This is a genomic window from Paenibacillus hamazuiensis, from assembly GCF_023276405.1.
Classification (GTDB): Bacteria; Bacillota; Bacilli; order Paenibacillales; family NBRC-103111; genus Paenibacillus_AF; species Paenibacillus_AF hamazuiensis.
The window spans coordinates 5,284,737-5,305,346 of record NZ_JALRMO010000001.1; the positions used below are offsets into that span (position 1 = coordinate 5,284,737).

A 20,610-nucleotide genomic window follows, 5' to 3' on the forward strand; every position below is an offset into this window, starting at 1 on the left:
CATGTCGGATGGACCGTTTTGTTCTTAACCTCAATTCACGTTAATGCGAATCCGCGCACAACTTAACAAACCTGCCGTTTTACGAACAGACAGGCGGTGCAGCTTCCGCATCAACCTATGAAATTGATCAGTTAAGAACGACCCCGGACATCAACACATCTCCCTAGCATGAATTAGTTATAGTGTATGCGGTTTGGAAGCGATTGTCAACCCGATCCATGGTTGGTCCGCCCTCCGCAGGGATAACCTAACGGTATACGTTGCAAGAATGACGCAAGGAGGCAGCAAATCATGCAGAACTCAACCGAACAGCTCGCCCAGTGGCTGGAGACTTGCCGCAACCGCCCCGTACATATCGTGAAAAAAGAACAGGACGACGTCGACGAAGTTCGCCTGACGCTGGAAAACGCCGTATTTGCCCGCAGCGAGCGAAGCGACCCGGACGACTACGTCGCAAGCTCCGCGCTGCGCCTGCACGGAGACGGCACCGTCACAAGCGACGGAGGCGACGTGCCGCTCCCGAACGGCGTCTTCGAAATTCCGCTGGACGGCCATTGGCACAGCCAGGCGGACGGCCAAAGCTTGCGCATCACGACCGACCGCGCCAGCTATATCATTACGCCGCAAGCGCCGCAGTCACAGCAGCTCGTGCATTAAGCGGCGCGCGGTTCACCATCGCCGCGACAAAGACAAAAAGCCGCCGATTCCCGGCGGCTATCTTATTGAGCGACCCAAACAACGGACGAATCCATTTTTTCGAGGGGGGCTGTACCCCTCCGGCCACTCTTGAAAACGTGTAATTAAAAATCGAACTGAAAATCGCTGTCCTTCAGCGGCTCGACATGAATGGTGCGAACGTACCCGTTCCCTTTCTTGGAAAAGAAATCGTGCTGCTTCGTCCGCGTGCTGATGCCGTTGAAGACGATCGGGTTGATCTCCTCGTCCGGGAACAGCGGCTCCAGCCCGAGGTTCATCATCGCTTTGTTCGCGTTATAGCGCAGAAAAGCCTTCACCTCGTCCGCAAGCCCGATGGCGGTATACAGCTCCTCCGTGTACTGCTCTTCGTTGCTGTGCAAGTAACGGAGAAGACCGCAGAGCGTCTCGTAAGCCGCCTGCTGCTCATCCGGCTCCAGCTGCGCATACACTTCTTGAGCAAGCAGGCCGACATACAGCCCGTGAATGCTTTCATCGCGCAAAATAAGGTCGATGATTTCGCCGCTGCTTGTCATTTTGCCCTGCCCGGCCAAATACAGCGGATAAAAAAAGCCGCTGTAAAACAGGTAGCTTTCCAGCAACACCGACGCCGCCATCGCCAAATACAAGTCCTTGCGCGTTTCGATGCCGTTGTAATACTGCGATATCGTCTCCGCCTTGATCTGCAGGAAGCGGTTGTTTTCGACCCAGCGAAAGACGCTGTCGATTTCTTCGGTCGTCGCCAGCGTTGTAAAAATGCTGCTGTACGATTTCGCATGGATCTGCTCCATCATGCCCATAAACCCGAGCACCGCCTTGCGCTGCAGCCCTTCCACATGCTCGAGTATTTTCGGCATGCCGACTCCGCCCTGCACCGTATCGAGCAGCGTCAGCCCTCCGAGCACCTTCATGTATAATTCTCGCTCAGCCTCACTCAAAGTCAGCCACGACATCTTGTCGTCGGAGAGCGGAATTTCCTCGTCCGTCCAAAACTGCATAATATTTTGATTCCAGAACGTGATCGAAAAATCGTCGTCCGGGCGGTTCCAATTCACAGCTTTCCAAGAACTCATCCTTGTCTCTCCCATTTCTGTATGTATCTTATACGGAGCAGCTGACGCACTCCTCAACGGACAAGCGGTTCGTCCGGGTGTAATACAGCGACTTCAAGCCTTTTTTCGCCGCGTAAATGTAATAGCGGGCGAGCTCCCTCGTCGTGACGTCGCTGTTGACGTGAAGCACGGTCGATATTCCCTGATCGACGTGTGCCTGGATTTCCGCGATCAGATCCAACACTTTGAACTGATTCATTTGGTAAGCCGATTTATAGAAAAAGTAATTATCAGGGCTCAAATACGGCATCGGATAGTAAGTCGTCGAATTGGCGTAAGTCCGCGTTTCGATCGTCTCCACTACCGGCATGACGCTGGACGTCGCGTTCTGGATGTAGGAAATGCTTTGCGTCGGAGCAATCGCCATCCGGTAGGCGTGGTACAGCCCGTGAGCCCGCACCGCTTCCTTCAGCTTCCTCCAATCTTCCGGAGACGGGACATGAATGCCCTCGAACAGCTGCTTTACCTTGTCCGTTACCGGGCGGAAGTCGGTTTCCGTATACCGGTCGAAATAGACTCCGCTCGCATAGTCCGACCGCTCGAAGCCGTCAAACGTGATGCCGGTTGTTTTGGCGATGTCCATGCTTTTTTCCAGCGAGTGGAAGTTCATCGTCATGAAAAAAGTGCGGGCGAAATCTTTCGCTTCTTCGCTTTCGTACGCGATTTGGTTTTTCGCCAAATAGCCGTGCAAATTCATCGCGCCGAGTCCGACCGAATGCAGCTCGCGGTTCGCTTTCGCTACGCCCGGCGCATTGGCGACACTCGTCATGTCGCTGACCGCCGTTAAGGCGATCATCCCTTCGTGCACCGATTCCTTGATCTTTTTCCGTTCCATCACATTGACGATGTTAAGGGACGCAAGATTGCAGCTTATATCTCTGCGGATCAGATCGGCCACGCCGTAATCGCCGATTTCCGACGTTTCCTGCAGCTGGAAAATTTCCGTGCACAGGTTCGACATCTTGATCGAACCGAGATTTTTCAATGCATGCACGCGGTTGGCGTTGCTTTTGTTCATGATGTACGGGTAGCCGGATTCGAGCTGGATCGTGGCGATCTTGACCAGCATATCCCGCGCGCTCATGACCGCTTTCTTGCGCACGCGGTCGTCGGCGAGCAGGGTGTCGTACATCTCGTCCATGTCCATATCGTCCAAATGCACGCCGTAAGCCTGACGGACCGTATACGGAGCGAACACGTGAAGCGGCTTGTTTTCCTCGGCAAGCTTGTAAAACTTATCCGGCACGATGAGTCCGATCGACAGCGTCTTCAGGCGCGTTTTCTCGTCGGCGTTAATTTTCTTGCTGTCGAGAAACTCCATGACATCCCAGCCGAAAATGTTGTAATACGCCGCTCCGGAACCTCTGCGCTGCCCCATCTGATCCGCGTAGGAAAACGCGTCCTCCATCAGCTTCAGCACCGGCATAATGCCTTTCGCCGCGCCTTCCACGCCTTTGATCGGCTCTCCCCGGCCGCGCAGCTTCGACAGATTGACGGCGACGCCGCCCCCGATTTTCGAAAGCTGCATGCAGACGCCAAGGATGAAGTTGATCGAATTCAGCGAATCGTCCATTTCGAGCAGGAAGCAGGACACCATCTCGCCGCGCCGGCTTTTGCCCGCATTCAGAAACGTCGGCGTGGCCGGCTGCAGCCGCTGCTCCATCATCGCCGAAGCGAGCGCCCTCGCCGCGCTCATATCGCCGCGGGCGAGATGCAGGGCGACGATCGCCACCCGGTCGGGATAATGCTCGAGATACAGCGAGCGGTCGTTGCTTTTCATCGCATAATCGGTATAAAATTTCGACGCCGCCATATAGGAAGGAAATTCGAAGCCGTAGCCGTGCGCGATCGCAAAAATCTCCTCCACATCGGCCTGCGAATACCGCTCGTACACATTCTCATAGTAGTCGTTGTCGATCATGTAGCGAATTTTAGACGCCGTATCGGCAAAGCGCATGCTCTTCGTATGTACTTCTTCCATGAAAGCCCGAACGGCTTCCTTATCTTTATCCAATTGGAAAAATCCGTCCGTTCCTCTTCGCATAAGCAAGTTGTTTAATTCAATGTGCCGCAACGAGGCTCACCTCTCTCTTAAATTTTTCCACATCGCCGCTTGTTCCGGACAGCTCGAATTTGCTCAGCACCGGCACTCCGTACTCGCGGGCGATCCGGTCCGCGCTCCGCGCAAAGCCTTCGCCCCAGTTGCGGTTGCCGCTGGCCGATACGCCGACGAGACGGCGATGGTTTCTTTTCAGAAAAGCGGCCACCTTATCCGGCACCTGACCGAACCCGGTCGTATATGTAACGAGCACGAACGGCTCGTCCACCGTCAATTGCTCTTCGATTTGTACCGCGGGCATATCCAGCTTGCCGACAAACCGCCGGACATTTCCCGTCTTGGAATCATAAACAATGAGCAAATCTCTCGTCTCCTTCCGGCATTCGCGAAGAATTCACCCGAATGAAAAAGCGCATCCGGCAAAGAAGGGCCGAATGCGCCAGTACGTGCACGCAACAAATGCGCACTTGCGTCTTGGACGAAGCGAACACCTTCCTGTTCTCCGCAGGGTGTGTATCTATGAACAGGCAGGTCTCCTGGCTCGAGGTTCAACGTACGTAAGGTCCGCCTTCCCGGCTTGTCCGACAAGACAATGCCAGTGGCTGCCCGGACCGATACTCCTCTCTTACAGTGGCGGGACCGCGCCGGCTTCTCACCGGCTTCCCTTTTAAGCGATTCGTCGTTTAACGGTCGAATCGCACCTATTCAAAACCATATGTAGTTAGTGAATTTAAATTTATATCAATATATTGTATTTGTCAATCTATTTCGGAGCATTGGTAGAAAAAGATTCCTCCCATTATCTTCACACTAAAGGCAATCTGTGTTACATTGAAAACGATTCGTAACACGAAGTTTCGGGAGAAGGTGGATCTTTTTGCGAAAAAATCGGCATAATGCCGCAAAACAAGGCTCCTGGCTCGGCTACGCCGGAGTCGTCGCACTGCTGCACGTGGCGGGCATCGCCTTTTTGTTCGTCGCTGCGCGGCAGCATCCGGGACTGTGGGGAATGGGGCTGCTCGCCTATACTCTGGGACTGCGCCACGCGTTTGACGTCGATCATATCGCAGCTATCGACAATACGGTCCGCAAGCTCGTCGAGCAAAAGAAAAACGCCCTCGGAGTCGGCTTTTATTTTTCTCTCGGTCATTCTAGCGTAGTGTTTCTGATGGCGATCGCCACGGCGCTCTCCGTCCACTGGGTGCAGGAGGAAATGCCGGAAATGCAGGAAATCGGCGGCATGATCGGCGCTTCGGTATCCGGCGCTTTCCTTGTGATCATCGGCATCATCAACCTGGTCATTTTAATCAATCTGTTCCGGCTGTTTCGCCAGTACCGCAAAGGAAGCAGCGGGCCCGACGAGTTCGAGCAGCTGCTGCAGTCGCGCGGATTTTTCTCCCGCCTGCTGAGCCCGCTGTACCGGTTCGTGAGCCGGAGCTGGCACGTGTATCCGCTCGGTTTTTTATTCGGCCTCGGCTTCGATACGGCAAGCGAAATCGCGCTGCTGGCGATATCGGCCGGAGCGGCCCAGGATCAGCTGCCCGTGCTCGGCATATTGTCGTTTCCGCTGCTGTTTGCTGCGGGGATGAGCCTGATGGACACCGCCGACGGCATTTTCATGAACAGGGCTTACCGCTGGGCTTTCAATACTCCTATGCGAAAGTTATACTATAATTTGTCGGTCACCGCGCTGGCCGTCGTAGCCGCTCTCTTGATCGGCACGATCGAGCTGGTTCAAGTCGTTTCCGAGAAGCTCGGCCTGTCCGGCGGCATCTGGGACCAGGTCCAAAACATCGACTTCGGCACGCTCGGCTATATGCTGGTCGCATTGTTCGTGCTGGCGTGGGCCGTCTCCGTCGCCATATGGAAATGGTTCCGGCTGGAGGAACGCTGGAGTTCTCTTGACGCTTAAAGGAGCATAACGATAACATGCTGACCCGTCTGTTCCGTCTGCTTCGCGCAGGCATATGGCTCTTGGCGGCGCTGCCCCTCGGATGGGGATGGCTGCCTGCCGCCGAGGCGCACCCGCTTAATAACGGCTACTCGCAAATCTCGATCGAAGGAAAGACCGTTCAATACGAGCTGACGATTCCTGAGCCCAGCCTGCTCGCGTACGATACGAACAAAGACAACAAGCTGGAGCCCGCCGAGCTGGATGCCCAGCGCGCGGCGCTCGAAGCTTATATTCGCGCGCATCTGGAGCTGGAAACGCCGTCCGGCCCGCTTCCGCTTGCCCTGAATTCCATAGAAACCACCGAAAAGACGGGGATTCCCGCCGTTTCGTTCCGCCTCAGCTTCGCCGGACAATCCGCCGTCACCGGCCTCACCATACGTTACAGCCTGCTGTTTGACGATGCCGATCCGCTGCATCTGAATTTCGCCGTCATTACGCGGGGCAACGATATGGACCAAACCGTCTTCGATACGATGAACCGCATATATCACTACGAGCCGATGGTCAGGACAAACATGCTGGGCTCCGCCTGGACCTTTTTTGTTCAGGGCCTCAAACATATTTTGGGAGGCTACGACCATCTGCTGTTCCTGCTCTCGCTCGTCCTCGTTGCCCAAAAGCTGAAGGAGATCGTCAAGATCGTCACCGCCTTCACGATCGCACACAGCATCACGCTGTTTCTCGCCGCAACAGGCCACATTGCCGCCGATTCCCGCTGGATCGAGTCAGGTATCGCACTCACCATCGCCTACGTCGCCGTAGAAAATATGACGGCCCGCTCCTTCCGCCTGCGCTGGCCCGTCACCTTCCTGTTCGGGCTCATTCACGGCATGGGCTTCGCCGGAGCGATCGGCGAAATCGGTCTGCCGGAGCAGTACATGATCAGCTCACTGCTCTCGTTCAATATCGGCGTCGAAACCGGCCAGCTCGCCCTGGTCGCGCTCGCCCTGCCTTTGCTGCTGAGGCTGCAGCGGTCCCCGCGCTACCGCACCGGCGTTGTCGGCGCCTCCGCCCTGGTCCTTCTGGTCGCGCTGTATTGGTTCCTTCAGCGTATCGGTTTGCTGCCGTGAGTTTCTCACGGGACTCTGCTCCGTTTTCGAACTCCCGAACAGTTTGGTAAACTATGGTTATTAAGATTCGGGAAAGGGCGAGATGGCCGTACTGAATGAGCGATACAGCCGCTTTTTCGGACTTGAGGAACCGGAGGTCGAGCAGCTGCTGGAATATTACGTCATCGGCACGGAAATGGCTGAAGTGAAAAAGTGGTACAACGGTTACATTTTTGGCGAAACCGTCATTTATAATCCTTGGTCGTCTTGAATTATGCAAGCAACCCGAAGGACGGATTCCGTCCATATTGGGTCAATACGAGCAGCAATGATCTGGTGCGGCTCATGCTTATGCGCAGCGGCGGTGAAGTGAAGCAGGAGCTCGAAGATTTGATCCGTGGAGAAGGAATCCGCAAAGAAATCACCGATCATACCGCCTTCAGGAAATCGAGAGCAGCTCGGCTGCCCTCTGGAGCTTCCTGCTGTTTTGCGGATACCTCAAACCGGTGGCGAAAGAGCAGGACAAGCAGTTGATCTGCGAGCTGAAAATCCCCAACCGGGAAGTCGAATATTTGTACGAGGACATAATCAGGAGTTGGTTCAACACGAGCATCCAGAGCAGGCATCACCGCATGATGCTGGAGGCGCTGACAAGCGGGAATACGGAGACCTTTGCCGACATTTTCAGCGATTTTGTGGAGAAGACGTTCAGCATGTTCGATACGGGAGAAGGTGAGCCGGAAAAGGTTTACCACGCGTTCGTCCCCGGCCTTCTGGTTAGCCAGCAGGATACCTACGAGGTAAAATCAAACCGGGAGACCGGTTACGGACGGTACGATGTCATGCTTATTCCAAAAACCCCGGCGAAGGAGTCATCCTTGAGTTCAAAAAAGTACGCAAAGGCGAAACGCTGGAGCAGGCGGCCGATGCCGCTCTGCGGCAAATTGAAGCTAAACGGTACGCAAACGATCTGATCGAGCGCGGAGTAAGCGACATCGCGAATCTCGGCATCGCCTTCGCCGGCAAGGAAGTCCGGATACACTCCCGGTAGTCCCTTCTTGCCTGCTTCACCAAATACGGGATAAAACGTTGACGTCATGCCGTCATTTGTTAGGAACTTGACTGTTCGATGAATCCCTTGACAAGGTGAGGGGTGTTCCCGGAGGAGTTTACGTCCTGCCTTTGAAATCGTATGAAATCCGCTAGTTTCAATCAAATCATACGATTTCAAGAGCAGGCCGAAGGGAATACCCCCACGAAAGACAAATGGATTCAGCGTCTCATCATCGAGTTCCTCCCCAAAAAAAACGGCACGCCCCTTGGCATGCCGTCGTCGTTTTATCCCTTCACCGCCCCGATCATTACCCCTTTAACAAAATACTTCTGCACAAACGGATACACGCACAAAATCGGAATCGTCGAAACCATGATCGTCGCATATTTGATCGTCTCGCCGATTTGGAAGCGTTCCGCGGCCGCGGCGCCTGTGGACATGCTGTCCGTCGAATTCGCCAGCAAAATCTCGCGCAGGATGATCTGCAGCGGGAACAGCTCACGGTCCTTCAGGAAGATCGAAGCCCAGAACCAGCCGTTCCACTTTTCCACCGCATAGTACAGAATCATGACGGCGATCACCGGCATGGAAAGAGGCATAATGATTCTGAACAAGATCGTAAAGTGGTTGGCTCCATCGATTTTGGCCGATTCCTCCAGGCTGTCGGGCACCGCCAAAAACGCCGTGCGCATGATGATCAGGTTGAACGTATTAATCGCAAACGGCAGGATCAGGGACCATAAGGAATTGACTAACCCTACGTTTTTGACCGTAAGGTAGACCGGAATCATGCCGCCTTGAAAAAACATCGTAAACACGATCAGAAACGTAAACAATTTGTTCCACATGACGTTTTTCCGGGATAATACGTACGCGCCGAGAGCGGTCATCAGCAGATTGATGACTACACCAAAAACGACGATAAACAGCGTATTGCGATATCCTGTCAATATACCGGGGTTGGAAAAAACGCTTTTGTACGCTTCCAGGCTAAAACCGAGCGGCTTGTAGAGAAATCCCTTATGTCTGATCAATTCTCCCGCATCGCTGATGGAAGCGAAGGCGACATAAAGCAGCGGATACAGCGTCGCTGCAACAAGCAGGATCAGGAGAGCATGGATGATGATGTCAAACAGTTTATCGATCGCGCCGGACTCTCGATTCATGACAGTTCCTCCTTACCACAAGCTGTTTTCATTAACCTTGCGGCTGATGTAGTTGGCCGAGATCAGCAGGCAGAGGTTAACGATCGAGTTAAAGATACCGACCGCCGAGCTGTAGCTCCAGCTGAGCTCCAGCAAGCCTTTGCGGTAGACGAATGAGGAAATGACGTCCGCCGTATCGTAGATCGCCGGATTATAGAGCAAAATGATCTTTTCAAACCCGACGTTCAGCATGTTGCCCATCCGTAAAATGAACAGAATCGTAATCGTCGGCAGAATACCGGGAAGCGTGATATGAATCATTTGCTTCCAGCGGCTGGCCCCGTCGATCCGGGCCGCCTCAAATTGCTCCTGATCGATGCCCATCAGCGCCGCAATATAAATAATCGACTCCCAGCCGATTTTTTGCCAAATTTCGGAAATGATATAAATGGATCGGAATAATTCCTGCTTTTGCAGCATCGACTTGCCGTCATAACCGAAATAGGTGAGCAGGGTATTGATAACCCCGTCGCTATTCGTAAAGTCGACGATCATACCGCAGATGACGACCAAAGAAACGAAGTAAGGCATATACGTGATCGTCTGCACCGCCCGCTTAAACAACTGGTGCCGAACTTCATTGATGAGAAGCGCCAATATAATAGGCATAGGAAATTCAAAACAGAGGGAATACAAGCTGATGATGACTGTGTTTTTTAAAATTCGCCAAAAGTAATAGCTCCCCATGAAAGCTTTGAAATGCTCAAGGCCGACCCACTCGCTTCCGGTAATCCCCTTCATCGGGGTGTAATCTTTGAAGGCGATAATGGCGCCGTACATCGGCGTATAATGAAATATGCCGTAATACGCAAGAACCGGAACCATCATCAGGTACAAATATTTGTTCAGCAAAAAATCCCTGACAACCCGTTTTGCAAACGTATTTTGCCGGGATGCCGCAGCTCGGGTGGCTTCCATCGCCACAGTTTTGGCCATCTGCGTCCCCTCCTTCCTCATCTTTCGCCGTCATGACGAGGTAAATGGGGGGGAGGAAGAGACTCCTCCCCCTTTTCATCCTTAACGTTTGTTATAACGGTCAAGCGCGGCTTTCTGGATCTCAATCGCTCTGTCGAGCTTGACGGATTTCATTTTTTCCACATATTTGTCAAAGCTGTCGAGCGGTTCAGCGCCCAAAATGATTTTCAGCGTCATTTCGTCAACCAGCGTATTCACGTCGGTCATGATCTTCGCGTATTCCGAGCTTTCCTCCGGCGTCGGCGTGATCGGCGGGAGCTGGTATTTGGCCATGTCGGTTTTTTGCCATATTTTGATCGCATCGCGCTGCGTCGGCAGAGCCAGGTACTGCTCGATATAGCGTTTATCCTGAACGAAAGGCCCGTTGTAGTTGGCTCTGACGTACAAGGACATCGCCTGCGCCGGAGCGAGTTTATCCGGGTTTTTCATCAGCAGGTCCGTATACTTCGGATAGCCGTTTTCCATCTTGTAGCTGACGCCTTCGGTTCCGAAGTTAAAGTACATATGCCCTTCCTCGGAATAACCGTAGTCCAGCATCCGTGCGGCGAGCTCGACGTTTTTGGACTTCGCCGTGATGGCGACCATGCCGCCCGGAGAATAAGGCTGATCCAGCTGACCGAATTTCGGGGTATCGCCTTTTTTCAGCACCGGATACGGCACTGCGATCAGTTGAGCCTTCGGATCCTTCTCCTGAACGAGCGGCTGCCATCTGCCGATGCCGCCTCCCGCGTTGCCGACCGTCGCGCCTGTTGCGCCTGTGGCGAGCGTGGAGTCCATCGCCTTCGTATCGATCGTAGCGATGTTTTTGTCAAGCAGCCCATCCGCGTACCAGCTGCGGAACAAGGCGAGGAAATCTTTGTAGCCTTTTTCCGCCGGGCCGAATTTGATCTGGCCGTTCTCCTGGTAAAACTTGCGGGTGACCCCGAATGCGCCGGAAAATGCGCCGTTGTCAAAGTCGTTGAACACACGCGGCTTGCTGTTGACGGAGAATGCGGCGGCAGCGCCTTTTTTCTCCTTAAACGCTTTCAACATGGCGGTCCAATCGTCGACCGTCTGCGGAACCGGCAGACCGAGCTCGTCAAGCCAGTCCTTGCGGACGATCGGGCCTTGGTACACCATCAGGTCGGCGTCGCCGCGGATGAACGGGAAGGCGTAGTAGCTGCCGTTGTCCGTTTTGACCATCTTGTCGACTTCCGGATGCTCCTTCAAATATTTTTTCAGGTTCGGTGCATATTTGTCGATGACATCGTTCAGCTTCAAGATGTACCCGTCTTTGATCGCCTTCTCCGGCCCGCCCGGGAAGCCGTTCAGAAAGTCAAATTCGATCATATCCGGCAAATCGCCCGATGCGAGCATCACGTTAAGCGCTTCCTTGGCCTGGTTGGTCGGAGCCGAAGTAAATTTAATCGGCACGCCGGTTTTCTTTTGCCATTCCTGGAAAAACGGCGTATCCTGATGGCTCGACTTCACGCCGGTCAGGTTGCCCGGGAGTTCTCCCCAGTATGTCAGCGTTTTGTCTGTTTTTATAGGATACGTTGTTGCGGTAGCGCCCGACTGAGGTGACGACGAACCCGAGTTGCTTGGGGCAGGAGCGTCTTGCTTGGAGCAAGCGATTGCAAAGCTGCTCATCATGGTGGCTGACAGTAAGACAGAGATGAGTTTGCTTTTCTTTGTCATTTTTGTTGACCTCCTGATCATATAAGCAAAGTGGCGAGAGATGAATCTCACATTCCAATCATATGACAGCGTTTTCATTTTGGGTATGCTGAATATATCCATCGGCATATGCAAAACCTCCAATCGGTATCTGCAAAATATCCAAAACGGTATGCAAAATATATGAAGGCCCCCCCTAATTCCCCCCACCGGGGGGACCCCAGGCGCTCGGGCGCCCTGGACCCGCCCGTAGTGCGTGACTGCTCGCTGCTAGTTCGCGTTTGTCCGGCATGAATTTTTTGCCTATGGCTAAAAAATTCTATGCCGGCTCGCTTTACTTTTGGCGCGATGCCTTGTGAGCTCCTGCGTGCCTCTTGCCCGCGTTTGCCTGCATGGATTTTGCTTGCGCAAAATCTGATGCCGGCTCGCTTGACTCTGTGCTCTATTCCACTCCAGCACGCATAAAAAGCCGCCTCGCGGCGGCTTATGCATCAAGCGATTCCTTATATTTTCCGGGGGTGATTCCCTCGTATTTCTTGAAGGTGCGGATAAACGCGTTCACATCGTTGTAGCCGACCAGCCCGGCCACGTCCGTCACGCTTTTCTTGTGGTCGGCGATCATCTGCTTGGCCTTGCGGATGCGCGCCTTGTTGATGTAATCGAGCAGTCCTTCGCCCGTATGGTCTTTAAACAGCTTGGACAAATACGTCGCCTTCATGTCAAAATGGTCGCCGATCATCGAAATGTTCAAATTCACATCGTTGTAGTGTTCCTCGATAAAAGCGCTGACCTCCTGCACGAGCTCGCTTAGCGCCCGCTGCCGGGATTGCTGGATATGCTTTTGCCGTTTGGCTGATGTGTATTCGCATACTTTGATCAAAAGCTCGCCGAGCTGCTGCTGCATGTCCCGGACCGTTTCGCAAGCCATCAAACGTTCGATTCTCTTCGGATTTTCGATGAAAAAGGTATCGTGTATGTCGCCGATTTCGTTAATCGTCTTGATCATCGTGCCGACCAGGTCGAACATCAGGCATTTCGCGAGCTGGACCGGGACCACCGGCTTGGAGAAGTTCGCCGCGAACACATCCTCCAGCGTCCGCTTCGCCTTCTCCACATCGCCGATCTTGACGTAATTGATCAACTGCTGCTCCACCTGCAGCGGATAATAATACGCCTTTTCCGCGTCGCTCCCCGCATCCTTCTGGATCTCCTCGTAAGAGAGCACTTCCTTGCTGCCGATAACCAGCTTGTATTCCATCGCGTCCAGCGCCTCCATATACGCTTGGGGAATACCGTTCAAGCCGGAGTGAACGGCACTGACGGATACCGTGAGCCGGATGTGATACGTGTTCGCCAAAAACTGCTGAGCCTCGCGGGCGATTCTCATCAGTTCCTCCGTACCGCCTTCCGCCGCGATGCCAATATTGATCAAACATGCCATCGTATCGTCCATCTCGGCTACGAAGCCGCGATGCTTCTGCGATGCGAGCTCTTCAACCACATTCGTAATGACAAACTGCATCAGCTTCCTTTTTTCCCCTATATCCATATTGGGAATTCTTTCGTAAAACGGCTGGCTGTCTTCCGCATAAAACAGCAGCACGGCAAACTCCTCCGACTGAAACCGCATGTTGTAGGCGGTCAAAGCTTCGTCCACGGGCAACTGGCTGTCAAGACGACCTTTAAGCAGCTTCACGATAAAATTGGAGCGCAGCTGGCTGTTCTGCTGCTTCATGCGGTCGTACAGCTTATCCATTTCATGAAGAGTGACGTCCATCGCCTGCTGCAGGAAGTTCAGCTCGTTCTCATCTTTCGCATACGGGAAGCTGATTTTACCTGCGAACGATTTGACCAGCCGCCGGATCGGCTCATAGTTCCTCCACACGAAAATGTACATCAAAACGCTGCCGCCCAAAATGCTGATAAGTATGCTCATGTAGGTGAACGTGCGCACATGCTCCGCCTTTTCCCAGTACAGCTGGCTCGGGATGATCGAAACGTATTTCATCTCGGAAGCGGCGGATTGAATATAAAATACTTCGAATTTTTTGCTGCCCTCTTCGTAATAAAACAAACCGGATGCGTCTTTGAATTTATCCAAAGGCAGCGCGGCCGGCAACGGAGCGTCGGTATTGGCCAGCAGCACTTCGTTGTTTTTGTTCATGACCATGACCAGGCCGCTTGTAAACAGCTGGACGTTTTCCATCGATTTGATCAGGCGCGACCGGTCCACCAGGATCACGTTGGTTGCGACGGTCTGGTCGGACGTGCGGCCCGGGTAGCTGCTCACGTAAGCAATCGCCTTCCTCGGCTTCCCTTCCTCATCGAGGCGAACGATGGGCATAAATCCGCGAAGCTCGCGCTGTCTCATCAGCCCTTTCCACTGTTCAAATGTAAGCGCTTTATAATCAACGAGCAGCTTATAAGCCAAATCGCTGTCTCTTCGAGTACCCGGCAGCAGCACAGCGTCTTGGGAACCGATGTACATATAAAAATCGTCGATCGAAGGATACGCGGATTTGTAAACCTTCATATCCTGCGTTACCTGGTATTGGTCGTAAGGCAGTTCGTTGGGATAGGAATCATATTTATTGGAATAGAGCATGTCCTGTACTTTCAAATTCCAGGTCAGCTCGAAATTCAGCCGCTCCATGTTGCGGAATTGATTATCCATGTCCTCCTTCACCTGCTTCAGCAAGGAGCTGTTGGCTTGATGGATTTCGCTCTCGAGCGTTTTGCTCGACTCGTAGTACACGACAACGTTGATGACGATCGGCAGCAGCAGGACGACGATATAAGAGAAAAGCCATTTGAGCACGATACTCCGACGCTTCGGCCAAATACGCTCCAAAAACATGACAATCCCTCCTCCAGCGACGGGACTTGCGAACTGCGGCAACCCGGCCGCAACTTCCAGCGGCCGGAATTAACGCCCAAGTGCCGAATTCATGCCTTCCTGGCTCTAATTTTACCCGTTCTTTTTAAAGGAGTACATAACTATTTTTATGCAAAAATCAGATCTTCCGGACCGCCTCTTCCAGCCTGCCGATCAGCTGCTTTACTTCGGAAACCGTATTCCCGTAGTAAGGCCGGTAATCCAAACCTTCGATAAAACGAAGAAACTGCCGGCCGGCCTGCAATATTTCCCGGCGGTACTCATCCGCGGCAATCTCGGCTTCGAACAATTCCCGCGGCTCTCTGTCCGGCCTTTCCTCCAGTTCCGTCAACCTGACGAAATCTCCGTCATGCCGCACGCGAAACGAAAACGCCCTGCACTCGGGGTCCCCGCAGCCGCAGCAAAAAAACGGCATCTTCCGCCATTCCTCGGGGCTGGCCCACCTGTTGCTGTCCGTATCCTCCAGCCCGCTCAGCAAAAGCGCCGGCAGCCCGACATCGACGCATAAAGGTTCCTCTATCAAAACAGCTCCATCCGCCTCCATCTTCACATCGGCATGGATGATTTGCAGCCCGTGATCAAACGACCAATTCGTACAGCTTAATATAAACATAGCGCCCTCCGGTATATGAAAAATTCGATGATTTATTATAACATGGGCGGCGTTTCGCGACACGAAAGATCCAGGATAAAATTCCCAGACGCTCCTATGCGTATAATCTTTGTTTTGGCACATACTACCTAACGTAACGAAGGAGGTGATAACAATGGGAGCAGGACAATCTCGCAGCAGCAACCAACTGGTTGTGCCTCAAGCTAATCAGGCGCTGGATCAACTGAAATATGAAGTGGCTCAGGAGCTGGGCATTCAAATTCCTCAAGACGGCTACTACGGCTACATGGCTACTCGCGACACCGGCGCAATCGGTGGTCATATCACCCGCCGTCTCGTACAAATCGCCGAGCAGCAACTCGCCGGCAAATTCGCAAGATAAATCGATTCATCATACTTAACCGAAGACGGCCCTCCACCAGGACCGTCTTTTTCGCGTTCATTCGGAAAAATTCCACCGACCGCCTAAATTTGGTATGATTGGAAAAGGATATTGCTGCATATTTATTTCAGGAGATGAGCGGAAATGGGATGGTCCGAACTGCGATTGCTGCCGAGCGAATATAATGATGCCGTGAAGCAAATCGACCAGAAGCTGCTCGAGCTTATCGTCGAGCGCAAAACCCTCGCCGGGGGCAAAAGGTTTTCTCCGCCGAAAGAACTGATCCGGCAATGGGCGGAAACTTATGAAATACCCGTTCCCCAAATCAATTGGCTGCTGCACCGCTTGAACGAAGGGGACGCGCCCGTCTTTTCCGATGGCCCCGGGGAGCTGCTTAACGTCATTTCGATCATGAAAAAAACGACCGTCGACGGGTTCGAATATGTGCTGACCCATTCGATGCAGCACGAAAACGGGAGCATGGTGCATCTCGACATCAGGCAAATCCGGCAGGACGCCAGAGTCCATGTACGGCCGCACCTCCACCTTGAAATCACCGGCGCCGAGCCATACAATGTGCACAGACACGGTTCCCATGGCGGAGGCGGACAAGCCCACCTGAATTTTTTCGTAACCCCGCGTTTGCCGGAAGACGTCTCGGAGCTGGTCTTCTCTTTAATTCCTTTTGCAATGCCGATGGACACCGCCCCTAAAGAAGTCATTTTGGATAAGGAAGTTCGTTTTGGAGATGAGTGACCTCCTGCGAAAACAACAGGCTGCCGGCAACCGGCAGCCTGTTTGCATAATATTTGGTTAGAGCTTCGCATCAACCGGCTATAATCCGTACCGCTTACTCGTCCAAAACGTCCGCGTTCAGCTCCACGACATTCCGGTCCGGGTCAAGCACGTAAATTTGCGGAAATCCCGCCTTCGCATGAGGCCTCGCTTCGTATGGAACCCCGCACCGATCGAGCCACTCCCGCGTTTTTTTGTAGCTTGAAACACGCAGCGCCAGATGACCGTCCCGCGTATCGATGCCGCCATGACGCTGCGTTTCGCCCCGGTGCACGATCAAGTGCAGCTGCTGTCCGTCCCCAATGCCGAACCAGGCGCCCGCAAAATCAAACGGCGGCCTTTCGATTTCCTTTAAACACAGCACTTCCCGGTAAAAGCGTTTGGCGGCGTCCAGATCCTGTACAATAATGCTCACATGATGCAGCATCGTATATTCAATCATCGGCTCCATCCCCTCTTCGATCGCTAGCTTAACTATACGGGACGAAGCTTTCCTTTTGCAACTGAAGGACGGTCGCGAGCGGGATACCGGTGTTCCGGTGAACGTCAAGCACCGTGCTTTTCGGATTGCGTTTCAAATATTCCCGCATCTCGCGGTACATGCTTGCCTGTTTGGAATGGCACTCGGTGCAGTACGGCTCCTTCTGCCGAATAAACAATTTCCCGCAATGTTTGCAGTTGGCCAGCGACATCCAATCCCTCATTCCGACAACAATTTACTTTCATTATAAGTCACAGATGTGCACGGACGATAGCACTAAAGGTACTAGTACAAAAGGCTGTATAAAAGCTATAGACCGTTTTGAATCCCAGTGATATAATGCAACTAAACTACCAACGAATGTCATTTGAAGGAGGATTTTGATGAGTTCTTTGTCGTTTAAAAGAAAGCTGCAGCTCGGCTGCTATATCCTGGTGGCCGTCTATTCGGCAGCGCTCTTGTTCTGGATCATCTCAAGCGGAAGCAACGTCACGATCGGCATTATTCTGGTTGCAGCGCTTCTGGCGCTAAGTTATCCCTTTGTAAACTGGCTGGAAAAAACGCTCACCGAGCCCGTTGCAGATTTGACCAGAGCGGCCCTTTCGATTTCCAAAGGAGATTTCTCGCAAAAAATCCTCATCACATCGGATGATTCATTGGGTGAGCTTGGTAACGCTTTCAACAAAATGATCGACAAACTTCGCGAAATTTTGAGCAATACGGGCAATATGACCAAACACGTTTCGGACTCCAGCCGCGATATTTATTCGAAAAACGAAGGCCTGCAAAACGTGCTTGAGCAGGTCAACGTATCGGCTGGGGAACTCGCTGCCGGCGCCAATCAGATTTCCGAGGAAATCTCCAATATTTCCGCCGCTACGAAAGAAATCGAAAACAAGGTCACTTCCTACACTCATTCCACCAAAGAAATGAACTCCAAGTCGGAGCAAATGATTTCGCTGGTGGAAAAAGGAATGAAGGCCGTCGAAATCCAAAGCGAAGGAACCCGCCGCAACGTCGAAGCGACCGCCAACGTATCGAAGACGATCGATTTGCTCGCCCAGCAGGCGGATGGCATCTCGAAAATTACCCGCTCGATTTCCGACATTGCGGAGCAAACGAACCTGCTCTCGCTTAACGCTTCGATCGAAGCGGCCCGTGCCGGCGAGCACGGCAAGGGATTCGCCGTCGTCGCCCAGCAGGTCCGCAAGCTGGCCGAAGAATCGACGGTATCCACGAAGGAAGTATTTAACCTGGTCCGCACCATTGAGGAAGGGATTCGCCAGGCGCTCACGCATATCGCGGAAAACGAGGAAGTCGTCCGCTCCCAGGCTCAGCTCATCGAAGAGACGGAGAAGGTGTTTGCGGATATTGTAAACAGCGTCAAGTTCATATCCGAACAAATCGCCGCTTTCGCCAGCGAAAGCGATCAAATGCTGGCAAGCGCGCAGCAAATCTCCCAGACGATGGAGAACATCTCGGCCATCACGGAACAATCTGCGGCGGGCACCGAGGAGGTTTCCGCGTCGATGAACGAGCAAATCTCCGCCGTTAAGGCGATTGTCGCCCAGTCGGAAGAGATGATGAAGCGAGTCAGCGAGCTGCAGCAATCGATAGCCATATTTAAAATTTGATTCCGCCCCCATCCCCTAAATCCCCCTTGAAGGGGGACCCCAGGCTTCCGAAGCCGGCTTTGCTCCGCAAAGCCCTTAAGGCGCTCGGGCGCCCTGGACCCGCCTGGTTTGCGGGGCTGCTCGCTGCTAGTTCGCGTTTGTCCGGCATGGATGAGCGACTTTGACCCAGGAGTATCCGACACGGTCGAAATTGCAATAAAGGGACGAAGGACTCGTGAGAGTCTTTCGTCCCTTCTTGTGGAGGGACTATTCCGTAAGCTGCAAAAATTCCGTGACGTCGGCGACGGTCATATCCATCGCCTGCTGCCAGAAATCGGGCTTGCGCAGATCGGCGCCGAGATGTTTCATCGCGAGGTCTTCGACCGTCATGCTGCCGGTGTCGCGCAGCAGGGCGACGTATTTGTCTTCGAACGCGGCGCCCTCCCGGAGCGCGGCGGCATAAATGCCGGCGCTGAACATGTAGCCGAACGTGTAAGGGAAGTTGTAAAACGGCACTTCCGTAATGTAAAAATGCAGCTTCGAAGCCCAGAAATGCGGGTGGTATTCGCCGAGAGCGTCGCAGTAGGCGGTCTTTTGCGCCTGCAGCATCAGTTCGTTCAGCTTGTCGACGCTGACGAGGCCTTTTTTCCGCTCCGCGTAGAAGGCCGTTTCAAAGATGAATCGCGCATGTATATTCATATAGAAGGCCACCGACCGCTGGATCTTGTCCTCCAGCAGCGTGATCCGCTCGGCCTCGTTCTCCGAATTTTTGACGGCGGCGTCCGAAACGACCATCTCGGCGAACGTCGAGGCCGTCTCTGCGACGTTCATGGCGTATTCTTGCGCCAGCGCCGGCAAATCGTTCATCACATGCTGATGGTAACCGTGACCGAGCTCGTGAGCCAGCGTCGATACGTTCGACGCCGTGCCGGCGTACGTCATAAAGATCCGCGTCTCGCGCGCGGCCGGGAACGACGTGCAGAAGCCGCCGGGCCGCTTGCCCGGACGATCCTCGGCTTCGATCCAGCGGCGCTCGAACGCCATCTCGGCGAATTCCGCCAGCTTCGGACTGAAGCGATGGAACTGGTCCACGATGAGCCGGGCGCCTTCATCGTAAGAGTAAATCTTGCCGCCTTCGCCCACCGGCGCGTCTACATCGTGCCAGCTCAGCTTCTCCAAACCGAACAGCTTGGCTTTCCTTTGCAAATATTGGACGAACGGCCCTTTATTCCGCTCGATCACGTCCCACATCGTCTGCAGCGTCTCCGCCGTCATTCGATTGATCGCCAGCGGTTCCTTATGGATCGATTCCCAGCCGCGATGTTTATATAGCTGAAGCCGGAAGCCGCCCAAACGGTTGAGCGCATCAGCGCAATAATCCGCGTGCTCGCCCCACGCCGCTTCCCATTGCGCAAACAGCCGGCTCCGGAGCGCACGATCGGGGCTGTGCAGCTTATTGAATGCCTGGCCTGCCGACAAATCGACGGGTTTTCCGTTTTCCTCAAAAGAAATGCGATACTTGCTGACGGTCGTGTTGTACAGCTCGCCCCAGCCGTGGTAACCGTCAACGGCGAGATCGCCGGCCAGCGATTCCAGCTCCGGAGACATCTTCTCCTTGGCCAGCTCGCGCCTTTCGCCCAGCGGAAAACCGACCGTCTTCAGATCCGGGTGCGACAGCAGCCTTTCCCAGAGATCATCGCCGATTTGGGTCAGCAGCCGGTCGAACCGGGTCAATGACGATTCGAACGCCGCGGCGATCGTTTTGATGCGACCGCCCAGAAGAACAGCTTGCTTATCTTGCTGATTTTGCGCGGCAAGGCAGGCCGCAAACGAGTCCGCTTCCCGCAGGCCGACCGAAATATGCTGCAACAATTCCACCAATGTCAATAAAACGTCCGTTTGGTCGGCGGATTGCGGCGGGCTAGCCTGCTGAAGCTTGCTTTGAAACTCCTCAATATCCCGGTCCAGCCGCTCCAAAAAAGCTGCGAAAGCCTGCGAACCGCTGCCTCCGGGAAAAATTCGATCCAAATCCCATGTCTGTTTAAGCGGATGCTGCATCGTTTACCGTCCTCC

Annotated in this window: 18 protein-coding genes, 1 pseudogene and 1 riboswitch; of the genes and pseudogenes, 8 read left to right on the forward strand and 11 right to left on the reverse strand. The window is 53.6% G+C overall.

The window, feature by feature from the left end; all coding sequences use genetic code 11:
* The first annotated feature begins 291 nt into the window (after positions 1 to 291).
* Positions 292 to 657 carry a protein YmzB gene (gene ymzB / locus MYS68_RS22875; RefSeq protein WP_248928076.1) on the forward strand — a complete coding sequence of 122 codons (366 nt, stop codon included), beginning with the start codon at positions 292 to 294 and terminating at the stop codon, positions 655 to 657.
* A 143-nt stretch (positions 658 to 800) separates the two neighbouring features.
* Here ymzB and nrdF read toward each other — a convergent pair whose 3' ends face one another.
* The 3 genes from nrdF to nrdI are packed head-to-tail and all read right to left on the reverse strand — an operon-like array spanning position 801 to position 4,225.
* The gene (gene nrdF, locus MYS68_RS22880) at positions 801 to 1,766 is read right to left on the reverse strand and encodes a class 1b ribonucleoside-diphosphate reductase subunit beta (RefSeq protein WP_248928077.1); all 966 of its coding nucleotides are present in this window, start codon (positions 1,764 to 1,766) and stop codon (positions 801 to 803) included.
* Between the two features lie 28 nt (positions 1,767 to 1,794).
* Positions 1,795 to 3,879: a class 1b ribonucleoside-diphosphate reductase subunit alpha gene (nrdE, locus tag MYS68_RS22885; RefSeq protein WP_248928078.1), complete on the reverse strand. Its 2,085-nt coding sequence runs from the start codon at positions 3,877 to 3,879 to the stop codon at positions 1,795 to 1,797.
* Positions 3,866 to 4,225 carry a class Ib ribonucleoside-diphosphate reductase assembly flavoprotein NrdI gene (gene nrdI / locus MYS68_RS22890; RefSeq protein WP_248928079.1) on the reverse strand — a complete coding sequence of 120 codons (360 nt, stop codon included), beginning with the start codon at positions 4,223 to 4,225 and terminating at the stop codon, positions 3,866 to 3,868. The genes nrdE and nrdI overlap by 14 nt, the downstream gene beginning before the upstream one ends.
* Before the next feature lie 148 nt (positions 4,226 to 4,373).
* Positions 4,374 to 4,584, reverse strand: a riboswitch (cobalamin riboswitch).
* A 157-nt stretch (positions 4,585 to 4,741) separates the two neighbouring features.
* Here nrdI and MYS68_RS22895 point away from each other — a divergent pair.
* From MYS68_RS22895 to MYS68_RS39130, 4 genes and pseudogenes are all read left to right on the forward strand, one after another.
* Complete coding sequence (locus MYS68_RS22895) at positions 4,742 to 5,776, forward strand: HoxN/HupN/NixA family nickel/cobalt transporter (protein ID WP_248928080.1); 1,035 nt, start codon at positions 4,742 to 4,744, stop codon at positions 5,774 to 5,776.
* 17 nt (positions 5,777 to 5,793) lie between these two features.
* Positions 5,794 to 6,888 (forward strand): HupE/UreJ family protein, encoded by a 1,095-nt coding sequence (locus MYS68_RS22900; protein ID WP_248928081.1) that lies wholly within the window; start codon positions 5,794 to 5,796, stop codon positions 6,886 to 6,888.
* 82 nt (positions 6,889 to 6,970) lie between these two features.
* Complete coding sequence (locus tag MYS68_RS22905) at positions 6,971 to 7,138, forward strand: AAA family ATPase (RefSeq protein WP_248928082.1); 168 nt, start codon at positions 6,971 to 6,973, stop codon at positions 7,136 to 7,138.
* A gap of 442 nt (positions 7,139 to 7,580) precedes the next feature.
* Positions 7,581 to 7,918, forward strand: a pseudogene (locus MYS68_RS39130) (PD-(D/E)XK nuclease domain-containing protein).
* Between the two features lie 287 nt (positions 7,919 to 8,205).
* Here MYS68_RS39130 and MYS68_RS22915 read toward each other — a convergent pair.
* The 5 genes from MYS68_RS22915 to MYS68_RS22935 all read right to left on the reverse strand — a co-directional run bounded on the left by MYS68_RS22915 (position 8,206) and on the right by MYS68_RS22935 (position 15,266).
* Positions 8,206 to 9,087 (reverse strand): carbohydrate ABC transporter permease, encoded by an 882-nt coding sequence (locus tag MYS68_RS22915; RefSeq protein WP_248928084.1) that lies wholly within the window; start codon positions 9,085 to 9,087, stop codon positions 8,206 to 8,208.
* Between the two features lie 12 nt (positions 9,088 to 9,099).
* The gene (locus tag MYS68_RS22920; protein ID WP_248930988.1) at positions 9,100 to 10,044 is read right to left on the reverse strand and encodes an ABC transporter permease; all 945 of its coding nucleotides are present in this window, start codon (positions 10,042 to 10,044) and stop codon (positions 9,100 to 9,102) included.
* 99 nt (positions 10,045 to 10,143) lie between these two features.
* Positions 10,144 to 11,778, reverse strand: coding sequence for an extracellular solute-binding protein (locus MYS68_RS22925; protein WP_248928085.1), 1,635 nt, complete (start codon positions 11,776 to 11,778; stop codon positions 10,144 to 10,146).
* A 463-nt stretch (positions 11,779 to 12,241) separates the two neighbouring features.
* On the reverse strand, positions 12,242 to 14,614 hold the full coding sequence (locus MYS68_RS22930) for a helix-turn-helix domain-containing protein (protein ID WP_248928086.1): 2,373 nt from the start codon (positions 14,612 to 14,614) through the stop codon (positions 12,242 to 12,244).
* A 157-nt stretch (positions 14,615 to 14,771) separates the two neighbouring features.
* Complete coding sequence (locus tag MYS68_RS22935; protein ID WP_248928087.1) at positions 14,772 to 15,266, reverse strand: hypothetical protein; 495 nt, start codon at positions 15,264 to 15,266, stop codon at positions 14,772 to 14,774.
* Between the two features lie 154 nt (positions 15,267 to 15,420).
* On the opposite strand from MYS68_RS22935, the gene MYS68_RS22940 reads away from it, so the two are divergent.
* Complete coding sequence (locus MYS68_RS22940) at positions 15,421 to 15,648, forward strand: alpha/beta-type small acid-soluble spore protein (RefSeq protein ID WP_248928088.1); 228 nt, start codon at positions 15,421 to 15,423, stop codon at positions 15,646 to 15,648.
* Between the two features lie 144 nt (positions 15,649 to 15,792).
* The gene (locus tag MYS68_RS22945; protein WP_248928089.1) at positions 15,793 to 16,404 is read left to right on the forward strand and encodes a hypothetical protein; all 612 of its coding nucleotides are present in this window, start codon (positions 15,793 to 15,795) and stop codon (positions 16,402 to 16,404) included.
* 94 nt (positions 16,405 to 16,498) lie between these two features.
* Here MYS68_RS22945 and MYS68_RS22950 read toward each other — a convergent pair whose 3' ends face one another.
* Complete coding sequence (locus MYS68_RS22950) at positions 16,499 to 16,885, reverse strand: VOC family protein (RefSeq protein WP_248928090.1); 387 nt, start codon at positions 16,883 to 16,885, stop codon at positions 16,499 to 16,501.
* A 28-nt stretch (positions 16,886 to 16,913) separates the two neighbouring features.
* On the reverse strand, positions 16,914 to 17,135 hold the full coding sequence (locus tag MYS68_RS22955; protein WP_248928091.1) for a hypothetical protein: 222 nt from the start codon (positions 17,133 to 17,135) through the stop codon (positions 16,914 to 16,916).
* A gap of 172 nt (positions 17,136 to 17,307) precedes the next feature.
* Between MYS68_RS22955 and MYS68_RS22960 the strand changes: the two genes are divergently transcribed.
* Complete coding sequence (locus MYS68_RS22960) at positions 17,308 to 18,558, forward strand: methyl-accepting chemotaxis protein (protein ID WP_248928092.1); 1,251 nt, start codon at positions 17,308 to 17,310, stop codon at positions 18,556 to 18,558.
* Positions 18,559 to 18,804: 246 nt separating this feature from the next.
* Here MYS68_RS22960 and MYS68_RS22965 read toward each other — a convergent pair whose 3' ends face one another.
* Positions 18,805 to 20,595 (reverse strand): M3 family oligoendopeptidase, encoded by a 1,791-nt coding sequence (locus tag MYS68_RS22965; protein ID WP_248928093.1) that lies wholly within the window; start codon positions 20,593 to 20,595, stop codon positions 18,805 to 18,807.
* Between the last annotated feature and the right edge of the window lie 15 nt (positions 20,596 to 20,610).